This window comes from Pedobacter segetis, assembly GCF_016623585.1.
GTDB classification, from domain to species: domain Bacteria; phylum Bacteroidota; class Bacteroidia; order Sphingobacteriales; family Sphingobacteriaceae; genus Pseudopedobacter; species Pseudopedobacter segetis.
In genome coordinates, this window is record NZ_JAEHFY010000009.1 from 59,306 (window position 1) to 80,507 (window position 21,202).

12 protein-coding genes and 1 pseudogene are annotated in these 21,202 nt (G+C 35.6%); 7 read left to right on the plus strand and 6 right to left on the minus strand.

From position 1 onward, the window contains the following. Positions 1–36: 36 nt before the first annotated feature. The 7 genes and pseudogenes from I5M32_RS07725 to I5M32_RS07755 all read left to right on the plus strand — a co-directional run bounded on the left by I5M32_RS07725 (position 37) and on the right by I5M32_RS07755 (position 7,530). Entirely contained in the window at positions 37–1,062 is a 1,026-nt protein-coding gene (locus I5M32_RS07725) for a sugar kinase (RefSeq protein WP_200585624.1), read from the plus strand. 159 nt (positions 1,063–1,221) lie between these two features. Beyond that, positions 1,222–1,898: pseudogene (locus I5M32_RS17060) on the plus strand (IS256 family transposase); the annotation flags it as partial. A 998-nt stretch (positions 1,899–2,896) separates the two neighbouring features. After that, positions 2,897–4,987, plus strand: a complete 2,091-nt coding sequence (locus tag I5M32_RS07735) for a sulfatase-like hydrolase/transferase (protein WP_200585625.1) — start codon at positions 2,897–2,899, stop codon at positions 4,985–4,987. 83 nt (positions 4,988–5,070) lie between these two features. Beyond that, on the plus strand, positions 5,071–5,946 hold the full coding sequence (locus I5M32_RS07740; RefSeq protein WP_200585626.1) for a LamG domain-containing protein: 876 nt from the start codon (positions 5,071–5,073) through the stop codon (positions 5,944–5,946). Positions 5,947–5,977: 31 nt separating this feature from the next. Then, the gene (locus I5M32_RS07745; RefSeq protein ID WP_317193109.1) at positions 5,978–6,253 is read left to right on the plus strand and encodes a PA14 domain-containing protein; all 276 of its coding nucleotides are present in this window, start codon (positions 5,978–5,980) and stop codon (positions 6,251–6,253) included. An 83-nt stretch (positions 6,254–6,336) separates the two neighbouring features. Further along, on the plus strand, positions 6,337–7,227 hold the full coding sequence (locus I5M32_RS07750; protein ID WP_200585628.1) for a LamG domain-containing protein: 891 nt from the start codon (positions 6,337–6,339) through the stop codon (positions 7,225–7,227). A gap of 57 nt (positions 7,228–7,284) precedes the next feature. Continuing rightward, the gene (locus tag I5M32_RS07755; protein WP_200585629.1) at positions 7,285–7,530 is read left to right on the plus strand and encodes a hypothetical protein; all 246 of its coding nucleotides are present in this window, start codon (positions 7,285–7,287) and stop codon (positions 7,528–7,530) included. A gap of 510 nt (positions 7,531–8,040) precedes the next feature. Here the strand turns inward: I5M32_RS07755 and I5M32_RS07760 are convergent. The 6 genes from I5M32_RS07760 to I5M32_RS07785 form a co-directional block, all read right to left on the minus strand. Then, positions 8,041–9,885: a T9SS type A sorting domain-containing protein gene (locus I5M32_RS07760; protein WP_200585630.1), complete on the minus strand. Its 1,845-nt coding sequence runs from the start codon at positions 9,883–9,885 to the stop codon at positions 8,041–8,043. Positions 9,886–10,141: 256 nt separating this feature from the next. Then, positions 10,142–11,032, minus strand: a complete 891-nt coding sequence (locus tag I5M32_RS07765; RefSeq protein ID WP_200585631.1) for a BT_3987 domain-containing protein — start codon at positions 11,030–11,032, stop codon at positions 10,142–10,144. A 16-nt stretch (positions 11,033–11,048) separates the two neighbouring features. Next, positions 11,049–12,818 carry a RagB/SusD family nutrient uptake outer membrane protein gene (locus I5M32_RS07770; protein ID WP_200585632.1) on the minus strand — a complete coding sequence of 590 codons (1,770 nt, stop codon included), beginning with the start codon at positions 12,816–12,818 and terminating at the stop codon, positions 11,049–11,051. Positions 12,819–12,829: 11 nt separating this feature from the next. Further along, on the minus strand, positions 12,830–15,934 hold the full coding sequence (locus tag I5M32_RS07775) for a SusC/RagA family TonB-linked outer membrane protein (protein WP_200585633.1): 3,105 nt from the start codon (positions 15,932–15,934) through the stop codon (positions 12,830–12,832). Between the two features lie 33 nt (positions 15,935–15,967). Next, entirely contained in the window at positions 15,968–17,827 is a 1,860-nt protein-coding gene (locus I5M32_RS07780; RefSeq protein ID WP_200585634.1) for a RagB/SusD family nutrient uptake outer membrane protein, read from the minus strand. A 10-nt stretch (positions 17,828–17,837) separates the two neighbouring features. Next, complete coding sequence (locus I5M32_RS07785) at positions 17,838–21,122, minus strand: SusC/RagA family TonB-linked outer membrane protein (protein WP_200585635.1); 3,285 nt, start codon at positions 21,120–21,122, stop codon at positions 17,838–17,840. Positions 21,123–21,202: the final 80 nt, after the last annotated feature.

A 21,202-nucleotide genomic window follows, 5' to 3' on the forward strand; every position in this document is an offset into this window, starting at 1 on the left:
ATAAAGCCAATTTTTATAATCAAATAACCAAATAAGATGTCTAAAAAAGTAGTAACCCTAGGGGAAATCATGATGAGATTATCAACCCCAGATTTTAAAAGATTTGTACAAAGCGATAGTTTTGATGTAACCTACGGAGGTGGCGAGGCAAACGTTGCCGCTGCTCTTTGTAATTACGGTTTAAACGGAACTTTTGTTTCTAAAGTGCCAGATACAGCCATTGGCCAGGCGGCAATTAACCATTTACGCAGGTACGGCGTTGACACCAAATTTGTTGCCAGAGGTGGTAAAAGGTTAGGGATCTATTTCTTGGAAACCGGGGCTTCTATGAGGGCTTCTCAAGTAGTTTATGACAGGGCAGACGCTTCGATTTCTGAGACCGATGCTTCTGAATTTGATTGGGATGAGATTTTTGAAGGTGCAGATTGGTTTCACACAACCGGTATTACGCCAGCATTAAGCGATAGATCTGCCGCTTTAACCTTAGCCGCTTTAAAAGCCGCAAAAGATAGGGGAATTACTACAAGTATAGATTTGAATTACCGTAAAAAGCTTTGGAGTAAAGAAAAAGCTAGAAAAGTAATGACAGATCTTTGCCAATACGTAGATGTTTGTATCGGTAACGAAGAAGATGCTGACACCAGTTTAGGTTTTAAAGCAGGAGATACTGATGTAACTAAAGGCGAATTAAATTTAGACGGATTTAAAGATGTTTGCAAGCAAATGAAAGCGAAATTCAATTTCAAATACATTGCCTCTACACTAAGGGAAAGCCATAGCGCATCTGATAACGGATGGAGCGCCTTGGTTTACGATGGTAACGAGTTTCACCACACCAAAGAATATAACGTACGTATTATAGATCGCGTTGGTAGCGGAGATTCATTTGCGAGTGGTTTCATTTACGGCTTGGTAACCGGCAAATCTATGAAAGACGCAGCAGAATTTGGCGTTGCAGCATCGGCATTAAAGCATACCATACCTGGCGATTTAAACCATGCTACGCTTTCAGACGTTGAAGGTTTGGTTGGTGGTGATGGTTCTGGAAGAGTGCAGAGATAATTTAGTTCATGAGTTTTGAATTAGTTTTTATTGAGTGCTTAGCGGTAAACAGAAATAGTTGAAGGTGTAAAATAAACTGTGTCAAGAGTTGAAATTACTAACTTTAGATACAGTTTATTATGAACAGAGAATAACAGATAACAGCTTGATTATGAGCAAATGAAAAGAGAAGCCTTAGAACAACTTCGTTCTGGCAAGCAAATCCTTGTATGGCAAATACGGTGCATTAGCACCCCTTTTAAAAAGTTTTCTTAACTCCGCTCTTGAAGCGGAACTGACCAGTTACCTAGATTAGGGTGAGCGGCTTTCGGGAAACCGGAGGAACGGTAAAACAAACAAGGACATCAAAACATCTTCGGGCATTATTTCAGTACAGACCCCACGCGACCAGAGTGCTACTTTTGAGCCCGAGATCATCTGCAAGCGGTAAACCATATTGGCCGAAAGCCTGGAGAGCAAGATAATCGGGATGTACGGTCTCGGCATGAGCTTACGGGACATTTCAAAACATACAAAAGACATGTACGATACGGAGTCATACGACTCTTTCCGCTATTACTGACAAGATTCTTCCCGAGGTCAAAGAATGGCAGTTCAGGCCACTAGAGCCCCTTTACACCATTGTCTGGCTTGATGCGATGCATTACAATGTAAAATAAGACCACCGGATGTTCTCCCATGCTGTTTACAATATCCTGGGCATTAACTGCGATGGCCGTAAAGAGCTTCTGGAGATGTAGGTCTCACAGAGCGAGGGCGCAAACTTTTGGCTGGGCATACTGACAGACCTGCAGAACCGGGGCGTGAAGGACCCCTTGATTGCCTGTATCGATAACTAATAAAACAATTCCTGATTTTTGGTTGGATTGGTGTAAACACAATGGATGATGAGCAACCGCTGGATAAAACCTTAATGATTATAGATAGTTGAGGATGTAAATTCGATGTCATGAGATACCTATCCATAATCAAGATGAAAATAGCTACCTATAATCTTAGCCCAGAATAAGGATAGCCCATGCTAAAATATGAATAGGATTCATTGTTCAAATACCATTCTAGGCTGATAATGACTTCTTTATTTTCCTTTGAGACGATTTTACATCAATTTGAGATGAATACAAATCCTTTAATTCTGAAATTGGTAGTATCCAATTAAAAACTTAGAACTATATAATTATTGAATTTGATGGAACAGTTGTTAACCAAACAAAAAGGACTGAATTATGGTACACTTTCAGACCCATTCTTACTCATTAATGTACTAATATTATTATGTAGTTCTGTGTTGAATGCGAAAAATCGTTTAAACAATTCCAATGAAACAAATAATAAAACGACTATCGTAGATATTTTAATAAAAGATATTAGCATCACCATTAATCAATTATCTTGTTTGGATAATTCTAGTGTTACTCTGCTTCAAATCCTTCGAACGAATTATTAGAAAATCTAAAACATCCTAAGGCAATCTTTATGAATTAATTCTTTTTTGGATATAATACCTAATTGTCCTCAAAAGATTTTCTTAAATATTTTAATAAAAACTGTAAACCGAACCTAAAAGAAGTTTAATTCTTATGTACAGCTAAGGTCATATAAAAGTTGTCTATTTAAAAGAAAGGCATATATCACAGCCATTGGTAAAATCAAAGGAGCTAGAAGTTTTTAACTGCTAGCATTTAAAAAGTGTTAAAGTTAATATGGAATTAAATCAGCGATAAAAGAGTCCATTTAAATTATCAGATAAGATTACTTAATAAATACCACTTAAAATCATCAAATAATAATCATAAATGAAGTGCTACAATATTTTAGTATTAATAAATTAAAAATGAGAAAATCAACTACAATTTTTTATTTTATCTTCCTTTTACTCGGAGTTACCCAAAACCTAAAATCTATTGCCCAAGAAATTCAGAAACAAAGGCCCAATATCATTTTTATTTTAACAGATGATTTAGGAGTTGGAGATGTTGGAGTATTTTTTCAAGACCAACGTAGGTTAACAAATGATAGAAATAAACCATTTACAGTTACACCTTATTTAGATAAAATGGCTCAAGAAGGAGCCGTTTTGGATCAATATTGCGCAGCTCCAGTTTGTGCTCCTTCAAGAGCCTCCATTATTTTAGGGCAAAGCCAAGGTCATGCCAATGTAAGAGATAATCAATTTGATAAGGCGATTAATAACAACTATACCATTGGTAATGTCATGCAAATGATAGGCTATAGAACCATAGCTATTGGAAAATGGGGATTACAGGGCGATCCTAAATGGTCTAAAAATGGGACTTTATGGCCTGCAGTACCTATGAAAAGAGGTTTTGATGAATTCTTTGGCTACATGAGGCATGAAGATGGTCATGAACATTATCCTCATGAGGGTATTTACGCCAATAAAAAGCAAGTTTATGATGGATATAAGGAAGTAAGTAAAGATTTGGCTAAATGTTATACTGGAGATTTATGGACAGCAAAAGCCAAACAATACATTATTAATCACCAAAAAGGACCGGATAAGAATAAGCCTTTTATGATGTATTTAGCCTATGATACACCGCATGCAGTTTTAGAGTTACCAACCCAGGCTTATCCATCTGGTTTTGGTTTAGATGGCGGAGTTCAATGGATCGGAAAGCCAGGTCATATGATCAATACTGCTGATGGTAGTCCAGACTCATGGATCGATCCTGAATATATTAATGCGACCTATGATGATGACAATAATCCAGCAACTCCAGAGGTGGCTTGGCCTGACATCTATAAACGTTACGCTACTATAACAAAAAGAATTGATAATCAAGTACATGATGTTCTGAAGTTACTGAAGGATTTGAATATTGATCAAAATACTTTAGTTGTTTTTACTTCTGATAACGGCCCCTCTATTGAATCCTACATTAGAAATGAACCTTACAAGGCGAACTTTTTTGAAAGTTTTGGACCTTACGATGGGATTAAAAGAGATGTTTGGGAAGGAGGGGTGAGAGAACCAACTATCGCCTATTGGCCAGGACATATTCAATCTGGATTAAAAATATCAAACCCCAGTATGTCTTATGATTGGATGCCAACCTTTACAGATGTAGCTGGCTACAAAGGTCCGGTAAGATCTGATGGCGTGTCCCTATTGCCAGAACTAACAGGTAAAGGAGTTCAAGCTAAAAGCAATATTTATGTGGAATATTTTAACAAAGGAAAAACACCCGAATATGCTGAATTTACCCCTGCCCATAGAGATAGAGAAAGAGGACAAATGCAAATGATTAGATTGGGGGATACCGTAGCGATTAGATACAATATTAAATCGCCAAATGATGATTTTGAATTGTATAAAATCAACGAAGATCCTAAGCAAGCGCATGATTTGAATAAATCTGAAAATCTAAAGCAGTTGCAGACATATCTTAAAGGCAGAGTTTTGCAAATGCGACTACCTGATAGTTCTGCGCCTAGGCCTTATGATGATTCCTTAATTCCTGCAAATAAAATCATTGCAAATACAAATGGATGGTCTAGAACAGAGTATAACAATAAAACCCCTTGGATAAGTGCCCCAAAAGGAGGAGTTAAAAGCGCTGATGTTAAAGATATAAAGTTGGATAGATTAGCGTCCTCTTCGGTCTATTTCGATGGGTATGTAAATATCCCTTCCGATGGGCATTATACTTTTAAAATGAAAGCACAAGGAAAAGCTTTTCTAAAGATCCATGAGATTGCTGCTATTGATGAAGACTACAATTATAAAGGAGAAGAAAAGCGAGTGACTTTAAATTTAGCAAAAGGGTATCATCACATCAGATTATATTTTATGAAAGTAAAAGGAGAAACCCCTGATTTGAAATTGGCTTACTCTCACGATGGAACAAGGTTTAAAGATGTAAATTCTTATGTACCAATTAATCGTATTAAAATTAAGTGAGTTTTGATCCAAGCAAAAAGTGATTTTTAAAACCTTAATAAATGAATTCAATTAACCAATTATATCACACAAAAAAGAATAAAATGAAAACTTTTAAATTAACTAAAATTGCTGATTTTCTTTTTATTGCCTCAATCTTTATAGCTGTAGGGTGTAAAAAGGGATCAACACAAATGCCTAACCTCAAACTAAATGAAGCTCAAACTCAAAGTAGTGATTCAACAGGGAAATGGGAAACGGTTTTAAATGGCACATCCTTTACTTCCTATCAAACTTTGGAAGCCAATTGGAATTATCTTTATCCTTGGGGATCGGACCATAACGGGACCGCTAGAATGTATGCAAGCAGTACTGATAGGAGTCAGCTTTATATTGAAGAGCCAGGCATTTTAACGATAAAAGCAACTAGGATTTACGATAATTTAGGCATAAGTTCTGCCGCTCAACATTTACCCATTCATTATCGTTCAGGTGCTATCAATTTAAAACAACACGTAATCTTAGATGATAAATACCCTACCTGGCAAATAAGCGGAGATTTTAAAGCCCCAACCATGAGGGGCGCTTGGCCAGCCTTCTGGATTTCCTCTGCTGGTCCATGGACAGCCGAAAGTGATATTCTTGAAATCAAAGGCACACCCGTAAATCATGCAAATACCTATGATGGGGGTTGGGAGTCTAACACTACTAATTTGCCCGATGCGGATACCAAATGGCACAATTATGAGGTGGTAATCAGCAGAATTCTTGATGGGGCGGGAAACCCTACCTTAAATGCAAGATGTGATTACTATATAGATGGATCATTTATAGGTACCCACACTGGCTCAAATTTTTATAATAAAGAATATTGGGTAATCATTAATATGCAGATGGAAGGAAGTGGAGGTTCTCCAGGCCCTACCCAAGATATCTACTATTATGCAAAAAATGTACTAATAAAAAGATTTGCTAAATAACTGATCGGAGGACTTAATCTGAAATTTACATATCCCTTCCGATGGGCATTATACTTTTAAAATGAAAGCACAAGGAAAAGCTTTTCTAAAGATCCATGAGATTGCTGCTATTGATGAAGGCTACAATTATAAAGGAGAAGAAAAGCGAGTGACTTTAAATTTAGCAAAAGGGTATCATCACATCAGATTATATTTTATGAAAGTAAAAGGAGAAACCCCTGATTTGAAATTGGCTTACTCTCACGATGGAACAAGGTTTAAAGATGTAAATTCTTATGTACCAATTAATCGTATTAAAATTAAGTGAGTTTTGATCCAAGCAAAAAGTGATTTTTAAAACCTTAATAAATGAATTCAATTAACCAATTATATCACACAAAAAAGAATAAAATGAAAACTTTTAAATTAACTAAAATTGCTGATTTTGTTTTTATTGCCTCAATCTTTATAGCTTTAGGATGTAACAAGGAATCAACACAAATGCCTAACCTCAAACTAAATGAAGCTCAAACTCAAAGTAGTGATTCAACAGTGAGATGGGAAACGGTTTTAAATCGCAAATCCTTTACTTCCTATCAAACTTTGGAAGCCAATTGGAATTATCTTTATCCTTGGGGATCGGACCATAACGGGACCGCTAGAATGTATGCAAGCAGTACTGATAGGAGTCAGCTTTATATTGAAGAGCCAGGTATTTTAACGATAAAAGCAACTAGGATTTACGATAATTTAGGCATAAGTTCCTCCGCTCCACATTTACCCATTCATTATCGTTCAGGTGCTATCAATTTAAAACAACACGTAATCTTAGATGATAAATATCCTACCTGGCAAATAAGCGGAGATTTTAAAGCCCCAACCATGAGGGGCGCTTGGCCAGCCTTCTGGATTACCTCTGTTGGTCCATGGACAGCCGAAAGTGATATTCTTGAAATCAAAGGCACACCCGTAAATCATGCAAATACCTATGATGGGGGTTGGGAGTCTAACACTACTAATTTGCCCGATGCAGATACCAAATGGCACAACTATAAGGTGGTAATCAGCAGAATTCTTGATGGGGCGGGAAACCCTACCTTAAATGCAAGATGTGATTACTATATAGATGGATCATTGGTTGGTACCCAAACTGGCTCAAATTTTTATAATAAAGAATATTGGGTAATCATTAATATGCAGATGGAAGGAAGTGGAGGTTCTCCAGGCCCTACCCAAGATACCTACTATTATATAAAAAATATACTAATAAGAAAATCTGCTAAATATCTGCTAAATAACTGATTGGAGGACTTAATCTGAAATTTACATATCCCTTTCCGGTGGGCATTATACTTTTAAATGAAAGCACAAGGAAAAGCTTTTCTAAAGATCCATGAGATTGCTGCTATTGATGACGGCTACAATTATAAAGGAGAAGAAAAGCGAGTGACTTTAAATTTAGCAAAAGGGTATCATCACATCAGATTATATTTTATGAAAGTAAAAGGAGAAACCCCTGATTTGAAATTGGCTTACTCTCACGATGGAACAAGGTTTAAAGATGTAAATTCTTATTTACCAATTACTCGTATTAAAATTAAGTGAGTTTTGATCCAAGCAAAAAGTGATTTTTAAAACTTTAATAAATGAATTATAAAATAGGCTTTATTGCATCCTTTTTTCATCCACAGCCTTGAAAGCGCAAGAAAAATATCTTTATTTCGAATCTCGCCCTGTCCTTAGCTTGGCGGATCGGAATGAGGAAAAGGAAACTACGGACCAGATAATAAGAATTATTTTTTAATCCTGTAAAAAGCAAAAACCAAGCGCCCGGTTCAGTAAATGAGCCGGGCTTTGGTACATATTGGAATTACGGAAAATCATTTCCTGTTCTTTTCAGCCCGCAGGAGCCTTTCATAAAGTTTCACAATCTTATCGATGGGTTGAAGGTAAAAGCCCCTTAAGGGCTGCAAGCAACTTTCTTAATGTGGTAGCGGATGCTGTTAAAATAATTGAAGTAAGCTTCCCTCCACTAGTTTAAGTTTGTTGGTTGAGGCAAAAAACAAGGATAGAGCATAAGTACAAATTTATCCTCGATTCAAAAACTTGGAGTAATTATTCCTTGATAATTTTCTTCGTGGTTTTTACTCCATCAATATCCAATCTCAACCAATAAATTCCCGTTTTTAAGTTCGATAAGTTTTGATCTAAATGTGTACTCCCCGAAGGTAGTTTAAATGATAATTTAACTTGCCCGACGGTGTTATAAATTTCTGCTTGACCTTCTTTTTTTACTTCAGGATAATCTAAGCTGATTTGATTTTTTGTTGGTATTGGACATACTTCTACATCTAAAGTTTGTAACCCTTTAACAGCCACTACAGAGGAATATTTAAAAGTTCCATCTAAATCAACCATTTTTAATCTGTAATAAACGGTATAATGACTCAAATCTTTATCAACAAATTGGTAGTTATGTGTACCACTGGTGTTTACCGCATCTACACTACCTATTTCATTAAATTGCTTTCCATCTATACTTTTTTCCACCACAAAATGAGAGCTATTCACTTCTGAAGCAGTTTGCCAAGATAATTGATTAAAGTGATCACGAACTTTTGCTCCAAAAGACTCTAAAGTAAGTGGCAAAGTGGAAGGACTACCTGGAGTGAAACTTATACCCCTGAATTGTTGGGTGGAACTTGCAGTTACTAAAACGCTAGGTGTTGGAGCAGTGGTTAAATTAGTTAAAGCATTGGCATCTATCACCTTGATGATTTTGTTTCCATCAGCAACACCGTACAAAATAACATCACTTCCTGATCTTTCTCCAGTTAAACCTCTAAATTGAGAAGTACCATTAACTATAGTATATTTATAATTCCAACTTCCGGATTCTAAAACATATTTTTTGATTCCAGGTGTATTGGAACCATTGACATTAGAAACATAAACCACATCCGGACCAGGAGTTCCATCCATATCGGCCACAACATATTGATAAATATCTACTTGAACACCACCATTTGCAATAGTTTTAGATAAATCTGAATTATTCAAGTTAATTGGACTTGAGGCCGTTTCTGGCAAAGGTGTAGAAAAACTAGCCAGCCTAACTACATCAGTACTTCCGATAGTTCCTACGTTTCCAGAAATATATAATGTACCTCCAAAGATTTGTGGAGAACGCAAATTATTACCAGTGATATTAACAGGGGCTGCAGTAGTTCCTTTTTCCTTAAAAACTAATCCTGCCACACCACCAGAACTGGTACTCCCTCCAGCCCAGAACTTGGTCCCATTATCGTCACATACCGCTCCAAAAATATCTCCTTTGTTAAATGTATTTGTCAATTGCACCGTATCTAAAGTTTCATCTGCTGAAAGCCTTAGTATAACACGTGGATAAGCTGAAGATGTTGTTGAAGCAATATTTTGTGTGCCTGCTGGTGCATTGTAAACCCCCAATGAAAAATAGTTGCCATTTTGAGACAAATTACCTAAACCTTCGCCTTGATTTCCTGTTGCAAGCGAATATTGGGTATTATCAATACTATGAACTGCACCTACTGTACCGCTAGTAGAATATTCATTTAAGGTAATGGCAGAAGAACCACTTGATGTTGGATCTACAACCACTACCAATAAGTTACCCGCTGTAAAAGCCGTAGGAGCATTGCTTATACCCGTGTTAGACTTCCTATTTAGAAAGACCGATTGATTTTTAGAAACAAAACTGCTTTGTTGAATCTTTTTAGCACTTAGGTCTATTCCATTAAAAACCTCAAAATTGGGAAGAAGTGGATATTGATATCTTGCTTTAAAGTAATCAACTTTTTGTTTATCAGTTTGATGAAACTTTGGTTTTTCATCATTTATTTTCTCTGAGGCACTTGAAGCCAATGCAGAGAAAACCATAGTACATAGTAACAATCTTTTCTTGTTGTAAAAATTTAACATAGCTTTAATTATTGGTTCGGGGTAAATTTATTCTGGATAAGAGAAATAAAAATATCAAATGCGGGTAATTCTATCTCAAATTGAAAAACATCCTCATTAGCATTAAAAAAGCCATAAAATCTAAAAGGAACCCATCTTCAATGGATAGAATAAATAAAAAACCTCTGAGTTTAAATAAATAAACTTAGAGGTTTAGTGATCGGCAAACAAGAAACTTAAATTATAAACTTCATAGCGAGAAGTTTAAACGTTTAGTTTACCATTCTTCAAATCTTAATTCAGATTCTGGAGATTGCCTTAAGATTAGGGTATCTTTAACAGAAAACACACTAGTTCCTTGATCATAATTGTAATTAAGGAAAAGAGATTTTGAATTCAAATCATAAGTACCACTTCCGGTAACATTATTAGGTGCTGTCTTTGATAGATCTACTACTGAAACATTAGATCCATTTAAAACTAATTTTAGGTTAGGAGTTGATTTACTTCCAGATCCTGGAGTTTGCAACTCATTCACACTTAAAGTAGATAAAGCCCAGGTTGCATTTTGATTGAGGTCTTTATTTGTGTAACTATTAACTGTTGAACCTGAAGTTTCTACCCCTTTATGATAATAAGTACCACTATACGGGCTAATGTACTTTACTACCAAAATAGTATAATCTTTAGCTTCATGATTTGCATCACCTCGTAAAACCGAATCAGTTGTAGAACTTACAATTCTTAGAGGCAAAGCATAGATATTAGTTACGCTAGCCTGATCAGCAGTAAAAAATGATTTATTAAGTGTTACTTTTACCTCTCCTAATACCTGGCCTTTAGGAATAATCATGGTTGAATTATCACTGAGCGTATAATAACTAGTAGGTAATAAAGTAAATGAACTCGCTCCTGGAACTGTAGTTAATAATGAGGGATCAATTTCATACTTCACAGTTTGATCTTTGGTATTTGATCTTACTCCACCCATCATTACTCCAACCCTAAAACTCATATCATCATTAGCCACTATCGTTCTCAACGGCTTTTGGGATGCAAAATAAACCGTACTGTAGGTGTAATCTACAACATAGGACTCGTATTTTTTACAAGCGGTAAAGCATAAAGCTACACCTGCTATAAAAGCTATATTCTTGAATAATTTCATTGTTTTGTTTTTTAAATTACCAACCTAAATTGTTTTCCAAGCTTGGGCTTTTAGAAAGCTCATCATAAGGTAGTGGCAAATAATAATATTTTATATCATTAAAGTTTCTTGGCTCCACATTTATAATTTGATAACTAAACACATAAGGTGCATCTTCTGTAACCTTTATTCCTCTTATCGTTTCATTAAGAGGCAGCACCCATCTCCTCATATCAAAATAACGTTGATTTTCAAAAGCCAATTCTAATCTGCGTTCGTTCTGAATCAACTTCCTGAAATTATCTTTACCAGAAAGAGCTACTTCAGTTACATAAGCATCTGATGTTGCTGCGGTCAATCCTGCTGCTTTCCTGATATTTTTAATTACTGTTGATGCAGACATCGTGGAGCCAGGGGGAATTATGTTTGGATCATAGGCTTCATTTGCGGCCTCGGCATAGTTTAAATAAAGTTCAGTTTTTCTTAGTATCCCATACCAATGGTAATCATTCAATGGTGCTTCAGGATTTAGGATATCACTTTTTGTAGATAACCATTTCTTTAAGTAATAGCCTGTTCTAGTTGCATTTGGAAATCGGCTATGCGAATCTAGACCCCCTTCAAAAATCTCTAAAGAACGACCATCAAATAAATCATTATTAACATAAATATCCATGGAAAGTCTCGGGTCTCTATTCGCATATGGATTAGCAGAATCATAGCCCGATCTGCTGTCGGTTATAGGATAACCATTAACCGCTGGAAAGGCATCAACTAAATTCTGCGATGGTCCTGTAATCGCTCTTCCAAAAGCTAATGGTGGATATTGATTTTGTTCCATTACATTGTTGACGGCATTCTTTCTCCAAATCATATCATTTGGAGTTGAGGTTTTGTTAAAATCAGAAGCCTTTAATGAGCTGAAGTTTCCAATTACGTTAATGGCATCTTGGGCTAATGTTACCGCCTTTAGCCATTTTTGTTGATAAGCATTGGGATCAACAACTGTAAACTGACCCATCCCTGTAATTTTTGTAATATTATCTGGCTGATAAGCCGGACTCGCTGCATAAACTCCAACCCTTGCTTTCAATGCTAAGCAAACTTGTTGGTCTGCCCTACCCATATATCTGCTTCCTGTGATTGCATCTTGACCGATGTATTTTGACGGAAGATATTGAATAGCTGTATCGCAATCATCTAAAATTTGTTGAACACATTGCGCATAGGTGTTTCTGGTAATGTTCAAGTTTTTAGATTCTGCATCTGATAAGATAGGAGTAGCTATAGGATAACCTAAAGCCTCACCATTTGTTGTTTTACCCCCGTATTGCTGTAATAATAAGAAACTCCAATACGCTCTTAAAAAAAAGGCTTCTCCTTTTAATTTACGTTTATATGCTTGATCATTCGCTACACTAGTTAAATCGTAATTGATTTTATTAGTTAACCCCTTTTCAAGAAACAGATTGACGTATCTAATTTGATTATAACAATTTACCCAACTTCCTACTGGGTTATCAATGGCTGATAAATCGCCAGCTCCTAAGGTTGCGATAGCGGAACCAAAATTATTAGAAACTGCATCGTCAGTGGCTGCATCAAGAAAGTTATTACCCGAATAACTATCGTATAGATTTGGAATATTCGCATAGGCGTTATTTAAAACGCCCCCTGCCTTATCGGGTAATGACCAAGTTACGTCATCATCAAATGTGCTATCTGTTTTAAGTTCTAATGCCTTCTTACAGGACATTATCCCTGATGCTAAAACAGCTAATAATAAATATACTTTAATTTTTTTCATTTCTATTTAGCTTAAAATTTAACTGATGCTCCTAAAGTGATGGTACGATAAATCGGATAATTAGTCACTCCTGCATTAATCACTTCCGGATCCAACTCTTTATTTTTAGAAAGTACAAATAAATTAGTACCTCTTAGATAAAATGTATAATTCTTCAAAGTGGACGATCCTTTATCCACGCTGTAACTCAACTCCACATTTTTAAGTCTAAAGAAGTTGGCATTCTGTACCCAAAATGTTGAATTCACATTGTTGTTAGCACCACTTAGAGTGGTTAATTCTGGATAGTTTCCGTTTGGATTATTTATTGGATGATAGCGATCTAAAGCCAATACAGAATACTTACCTTCTCCATTATTGCGGTAATAAGAATTATTCAAGAGGTTATCTACACCAATCTCAGAGGTACTTAAAACATAAAGTCCGAAGTTTTTATATTTCAAGTTCACATTCATTCCAATGGCGGCTCTAGGGAAATAATTTCCGATGACCTTACGATCTCTTGAATCAATCACATTATCTCCATTTAGGTCTGCGTACTGAAGATCTCCTACTCCATAAGGACCCATAGTTTGGAACGGAGCCGCACTTACCTCTGATGCTGTTTTAAATAATCCCTTCGATACATAGCCGAAAATCACATCAGAAGGTTGCCCAATGGTATTTAAAGATGGGTCAAGATTAAACACATCAGCATTTCTCTCAATCTTGTTTCGGGAATAAGTAAAATTACCCCCTAAGGTAAGGTCAATTTTTCCAAGATGATTTTGCCAATTTAATTGTCCCTCAACACCTTGGTTGGAAGTTTTACCTAAATTTAATCTCGGATATAATCCCCCTGCTAGTGAAGAGTAGGCGTAAACCGGGTTAATAATGATATCATATCTTAAGTTATTAAAGTAATTAAACTCAAAAGACAACTTATTCTTTGCGGTAACTCCCTCAAAACCAATATTAATTTCACGTGATTTTTCCCAATTTAAATCAGGATTCCCTATAATATTTATACTTGTTCTGGACGTAGAATAAGCATTATTAGAATCTCCAGAGTTCACACTTCCATTGTTAAACCATCGACTCTGAAATAAATAAAAATCTGTTGCTCTATCATAACCAAGAATTCCGAAATCAGCTTTAAACTTTAGATAATTTATGGTTTTTGAATTTTTAAGAAATCCTTCATCACTTAATACCCATGCAAAGCCTGCTGCTGGAAATAATTCAAACTTATTACTCCCAGTAAACTTATTACTTCCCATAAGGGCTAAAGAACCGTTGAGGTAAATCTTGTTTTTGATCCCATAATTTAAGCTCAAAACAGAGTTGCTATTCTCAATAGCTTGATAGGAACCTTGATTTTCATATTTATAGTAGAACTGTGTTAAATTTCCTTTAAGCTCACTGTTATCAAATTGATGATGATAGCCTAATGTTGCATTAAAACCAAAGTTTCTACTAATATCTTGTCCTTGCCTAACATCATAATCTGCTGTAATTCTTTTTTGAAGTGGTATATATTCAGTAACCTTTTCGCCTAAATTATTTACAGTTTGTTGTGATGCATAAGTAACAGGCACCAAGTTTCTTCCACTCTGAAAAAATTGATAATTATCAAAATTGAGTACTGTTTTAAAAGTAAATCCTTTTACAATTTTTTGAAGGTTGAAATCTAATCCAAAATTAGTTTGTCCATAAAAATAATTATGTTGCGTATTCCCTCCATAGATTAACTCTCCGGCTAGGTTTGTCGGTCTTAAAAAGGAGCCCCCTAAAGGTGGTACGTAAGCTAAACCGATAGGAGTACTTTGGGATAATAAATTTGGATCATCAATATAAAGCGGGAATTCATTGGGTCTATATGTACTTAAAACATTAAATACTTGGTCTTGGTTAAAGCCACTCCAAAGTCTACGTTCTACGATTCCACTTGCATCAACAAATGCGTTGAAATTCGGAGATATATTGAAATCTAGATTTCCTCTGATATTGATTCGGTCTTGGGTTGGCGTTTTACCAATTTTCTCAAAACCTTGTGCTCCGGTATAACCTAAAATTAAGGAGTAATCACTTTTATCTGTGCCACCAGAATAATCAATATTAACTCTTTTTATTGGAGTAGATTTAAACAGAAAATAATTGTAATAATCAACATTTGGATACTTTAAATCATAAGGGCCAGTACTATTTTTGTATCCTAAAAGCGTTGAATCAGAATAAAAAGGCGTAAACCCATCGTTTTGCCTTGCCTCATTATAAAGTTGAGCATATTGATAACTATCCAAATATTTTGGTAAACGTGTACCTGTACTCATTCCAAAATCTGCGCTAACTTTCAAGACTTTCGTATTGGGTAATCCTCTTTTGGTTGTAATTAAAACAATGCCATTTGCAGCTCTGGGCCCATAAAGAATTTTAGAACTAGGATCTTTAATAACTTCAACACTTTGAATTTCATCTGGATTTATGAAGTTCAAGGGTCTTTCTATACCATCTACCAAGGTAAGTGCCTCGTCTCCACCAGATCTGTTGAGTCCACGTACATAAAGGTTTGAACTGTTATTTCCTAAACCACTAGATGTTGACTCTACAAACAAACCCATTAATTTACCTTGTAAAGTATTCGACAAAGATAAATCAGGATATTTGGATAGCTCTTCGCCATCAATTTTACTTATAGCACCCACCAACTCTCTTTTGTTCATAGTAAGATTTAAAGGTAACTCTACTAAATCTGATTCAGAGGCGTACATCAGTTTTTTGGATAGTACAATTTCATTTGGGATACTAGAGTTTTTTAAATCTAGAGTAACTTTACCATATCCTAAAGACTGAATGATGATAGTTGCATTTGTAGGTGATTTTACTTCAAAAATTCCATTTTGGTCTGTAGTAGTTTTTAGTAAACCTTCGCCAACTAAAATTATAGCCCCTTCAATTGGCTTACCTTTTTCATCAACTACCTTTGCTTTGATGCTCACCTCTTTTATCTTTTTACTTTTTTGAGCCTTTTCTTTGTGCTTTCCTCCTTTTTGGGCGTATCCCTTATCAACTGTAAGAGAAAGTACGGCAAGCATTCCAATGAAGAGAAGTATATTTTTATATTTTAATTTTAGCATGATTTTATTCATTAAAATGTGGTTCATCATTGATTACCAACCCGGATTTTGTTTAAAATTAAACTGACTGTTCACTTGATCTTGAGGAACTGGATACCAATAATTCTTAGTATCAAACACTCTTACTTCTGTACTAAGATCAATCACTCTATAGGTAAACTGTAAAGTGCTTTTGTCTATTATAGATCTGTGGTTTGCTGGTGGAGTAGCTTCTATACCTTGAATAGGTTTTTTGAAAACATCTTCTGCAATCATCCATCTTCTTAAATCATGCCATCTCTGGTTCTCAAAACATAGTTCAACGGCTCTCTCATTTCTGATACGGTCTCTAAACACTTCTTTTGAAGCAGTATATTCTGGAAGAACATTTGGCATGCCCACACGATTTCTAATGATGTTAATCGCTTGCTCTGCCGTTAATCCATATCCTTTTGGATCGGCATTTGGCCCATATGCTTCATTCATCGCTTCAGCAAAATCTAAATAAACCTGAGCCAATCTGATATAACAAGTATTTAGTCTGAAGTTATTGTATTGATTTTTAAAGGTGTTACATCCTTCCCAAACAAACTTCTTACATTCATAACCAGAAATCATTCTGTTTTTTGTGTTAGGATTGTTGCTTGCATTTAATTGATCTCTTCCACCAACGTATAACTCTTGGTAAGCAGGTGTGTTGTTGGCATTAGATCCCCATTGTTGTCCTGTGTAAATAATATCACTGTAAAATCTTGGATCTCTATTTTTGTATGGATCTTGAGCATTATATCCTGATCTTTGATCACTTATCTGATAAGCCTGACCATTATTAATGACTTCAAACTTATCTACCATATTCTGAGTTGGGCCATTAAACGCAGCAGCATCTAGACCCGTACCACCAGATAGGTATTGAGGAATATACATACATCTCAATCCTCTAGTTTGATCTCTAGATCCCGCATCCATCCTGTACCATAGTTCTTCATCACTCGCATTATTTGGGAAATGGTAAAAGATATTCGAGTATTTAGAGCCTGATGAAAGTCTGTAGTTTGTGCCTCCTGTATTTTTCATACAGTACTTAATTACATCGTTGGCATACTGTGCAGCTTTCTCGGCTTGTGGAAGGCCATAACCTTTATCTACGGTAGAATTCAGGTCATTTTGCATGAGTGGACTGGCAGCATATAACTCAGCCATCTCTTTTACAGCCATTGCCGCCACTTTGGTGGCTCTTCCAGTTTGGTTAGGATCCCACTTATCTGGAAGCATTTGAATTGCCCGATCCATATTCTTGATCACAAAATCATTAGATTCTTGATAGGTTGACCTTGGTAAATCCAAATCATCATTTGGATTAAAGGCTTTATCATAAATCGGCAGTCCTCCTACTCTCAGAATCAGCTGAAAATAATACCAACCTCTCATGAAATAAGCTTGCCCTAAAAGCTGATTCAGTTGATCATTAGTAATATTTGGAATAGTGGGAGCTTTTTCAATAACTTTATTTGCAACCCTTAGAATATAATAGGCATTCTCCATTACTGGCGCAGTAGTTGTTCGCACATTATCAAAACTATTCCCTCTGTTATCCCCTATCTCTCCTAAATTGGATTGGTTTAACCAATTACCTGTATTAATCACATTTGCAATACCGTTATTTTCGGTTATCAAAGAAGCCATTTCATCAGAAAGACAATTAATATTAGATCTCTGTAATTGTTGAGAATTCCAATCATGTATATCAGCTAAAGCAGCATAGCTTTGATCAAGATAACCACGAGCACTTTCATAAGTACTAAAAACATCATCTTCCACTAATCCTACTTTATCTGTTTTATCTAGATATTTTTTACAGCTCGTCACACTAAAAAGTAGCAATAAAGCGTATATAATCTTATTTTTTCTCATTTTACTTGTGTTAAAAATTAGCTCTTAGACCTAAATTAAACCTTCTCACAATCGGATAAACCTTAGAACCTTGGGTTTCAGGATCTATTCTATTGTCTAATTTGGTAAAGGTGATTAGATTATTACCATTGGCGTAAAATTGTAGAGATTTCACACCAAAATTCTTCAGCTTGGTAGATTGCAAGCGATAAGAAATTTCAGCATTCTTTAATCTGATGTATGATGCACTAAGATAACTGTATGTTGAACTAATTTGATCATGTGCTGTATTACTGATATGTAATGCAGGCTTTTCTGCATTCATATTGCTTGGTGTCCAACGTCCAGTAATATTAGGCTGACCATTTACAAATCCGTTATTAAAGTCCCATAAAAATTGTCCATCAATATTCTTATAGTTATTTAACGTAGCATACAATAAGGCATTAAATCCCCAATTTTTATAGCTTAAACTTAAGCCTAAAGAATAGTTCTGAAGTGGTAAAGAGGTGTAAGCCATCGGGACCATATCCAATGCATTAATCACTCCATCACCATTATAATCATAGAATAAGAAATCGCCAGGGATTAATCTATCTTGAGATACTCCCAATGAAGTACTATTTGCCGTATTAAAAATATCATCCAAAGAGTTGTAGTACCCCCCTTGTATATATTTGGTCTGATATCCTATACTTTTACCAGCGGCTTTTAAGTAATCTTCTTGATTACGAGGATCATCCTTATTCACGATTCTGTTTTCAGACCAGTTATAGTTAAGGCGTATAGCGTAGTTAATCTTATCCGCAATTTTATCATTATAGTTTAACCCTAATTCAAAACCGTGATTTTTTGTTCTGCCTACATTAGCAAAAGGTGCAGAATTACCAAAGCTTGTAGGAACTGTATTTAACCTTAATAAGATGTCATTTCTATCTTCTTTAAATAAATCAACTGTACCTTTTAACTTATTGAAGAATTCAAAATCTATCCCTAAATCTTGTTTAATAGACCTTTCCCAAGTATTATCTGGGTTAGCTGTTGGGCCTTCTCGATATAGCGGACCGTACATATTTACACCAGTATCACCAAACCTCACATTGCCTCCGCTACCATAACTTTGAAGAAATAGATTACTTGGCACATCATCGCTACCTGTTAAACCGTAATTGTATCTTACTTTCAGATAATCTAATACATTTTTCCCTAAGAGCCTTTTAAAATAAGGTTCTTCACTGATGATCCATCCAACAGCACCAGAAGGGAAGTATCCGAATTTTTTACCAACTGCAAATTTTGAAGAGCCGGTATAAGCATTATCAAATTCGAGTAGATATCGAGATTTATATCCATAAGTAATTCTACCCGCAAAATCTTCCCCAAACAAACCTATACCTAACTGGTTAGTATTCCCTTGGCTGATTTCTGCTCTTCTGTTAAAAAGAGCCAAGGCAGAGACTTCATGATCACCAAACTTCCTACTATAGTTAAGTGAAAGCTCATAGTAAAGATTCCTTAAATAACCATAAATCTGATCACCTGAAGCTGATAAAGGTTGGTCTTGTACGGTTGCATTTGGATACCTAATTTCATTGATTAAAGGATAAGAAACTGATCCATCTGATGCAATTTGTGGACGAGTTAAATCATACTGTCTGTAATACCTAATTACATTCAAATCAGCATCACTACCAGCTATATTGTCTGTAATTGAGTTTTGATAGGCTGAACCAGAGGTGTAAGAAATTTTCCCATTAGCACTTAGTCCTTTAGTAATAAAGTCTAATTTTTGATTCAATTGCGCATCATAGTATCCTTGAAAATATTTATAAACCCGCTGGCCTCCATCATTCAATGCAACATAAATATTGTTATTTCCTGCACCTGATTCTCCGATGGTACCATCAGGATAGGTAAGTGGAAAAAGGTTTCTTGGGGCTAAATATAATTTTTGAAAAAATTCAGCTTGTCCGTAACCATTCTCACCCCCGCCATCTATACGGTAAGCCGGCTGATTTCTGTATCTAAAATTTCCAGAGAAATCAACAGAGAAAGTGGTTGTTTTAGTAACATTAAAATCAAAGTTAGACCTCCAATTATATCTTTGAAGTTTAAAACTGGGATCAAAATTAGGGTTGGGGTGAGTATTGTAGATATCTCCATCATTTAAATAACCAACAGAAACAAAATACTTCATAAAATCAGAGCCACCACTTGCATTTAAATTGTAGTTCTTTTGATATCCAACCTTTTTGATCATTTCATCCCACCAATTGATTTGAGGGAAGTAAGGGTTGTTAGGCCCTGCCTGATTAATATTTTGCTCCCACGCATTGATAATAGATTCCGGAATTAAATTGCCGTATAAACCATCATTTAAAGCGGCTTCGTTATATAATTTCTGAGAAATAATATAATCTGCGTATTTCAGGTTAACGGTTGGTGTTTTAAAACCAAAGTTTGAGGTAAAGGAAAATTCAGGTTTTCCTTTAGTACCCCTTTTTGTTGTCACTAAGATTACACCGTTTGCACCTCTTGTCCCATAAATAGCAGTTGCAGAAGCATCTTTTAAAATAGATATAGACTGAATTTCATTCGGATCTATCTGATTTAAATCTCTTTCAACTCCATCTACTAAAATATAAGGAGAACCTGAGCCATTGGTAGTAGCAATTCCTCTTATAAACAGACTAGAGGCATCCGCCCCTGGTTTACCATTACTGTTCACAGCGGTCAATCCAGGAATTAAACCCTGTAAAGATTCTGAGATGGTTGAAACTCCTCCTACTTTATTTAAAATATCTCCTTGAATTTGGCTGATAGCTCCAACTACACTCTCTTTCTTTTGGGTACCGTAACCTACCACAACCACATCATTTAATTGGTTATCCGCAGACATTAACTGAACATTGATAATTTTGCGATCATTAAGAAGAACATCTTGTGTTTGAAAACCGATATAAGAAAATCTAAGGGTTTTGACACCTGAAGGAACTTCTAAAGCATACTTACCATTTAAATCGGTTTGAGTTTCTGCTTTAGCACCAATAGCAGAGACAGAGACCCCAATTAATGGATCCCCAGTTTCGTCGGTCACTATACCGCTGACGGTGAACTGGTTCTGCGGAATTGCTTCATTAAGAAAATGCCGCCAACTAGGTCTAGTGTTTTCTTTTACATAGGTAAATAGAAGTGCATGGGTATGGTTTATCATTACTCTTTCACTACCGATAGCCAAATTAGAAAAGACTAAAAGGATAAGTAAAACGGAGAGACCACTTTTGAACCATACGCTGCAACGTACGTGTTTAATCATACTAAATTAAGTTTAAAGTTATTTTAATTGGTTTTGACCAAGATAGGGATACCCTATATGAGTTAAATCTCAAAATAGAG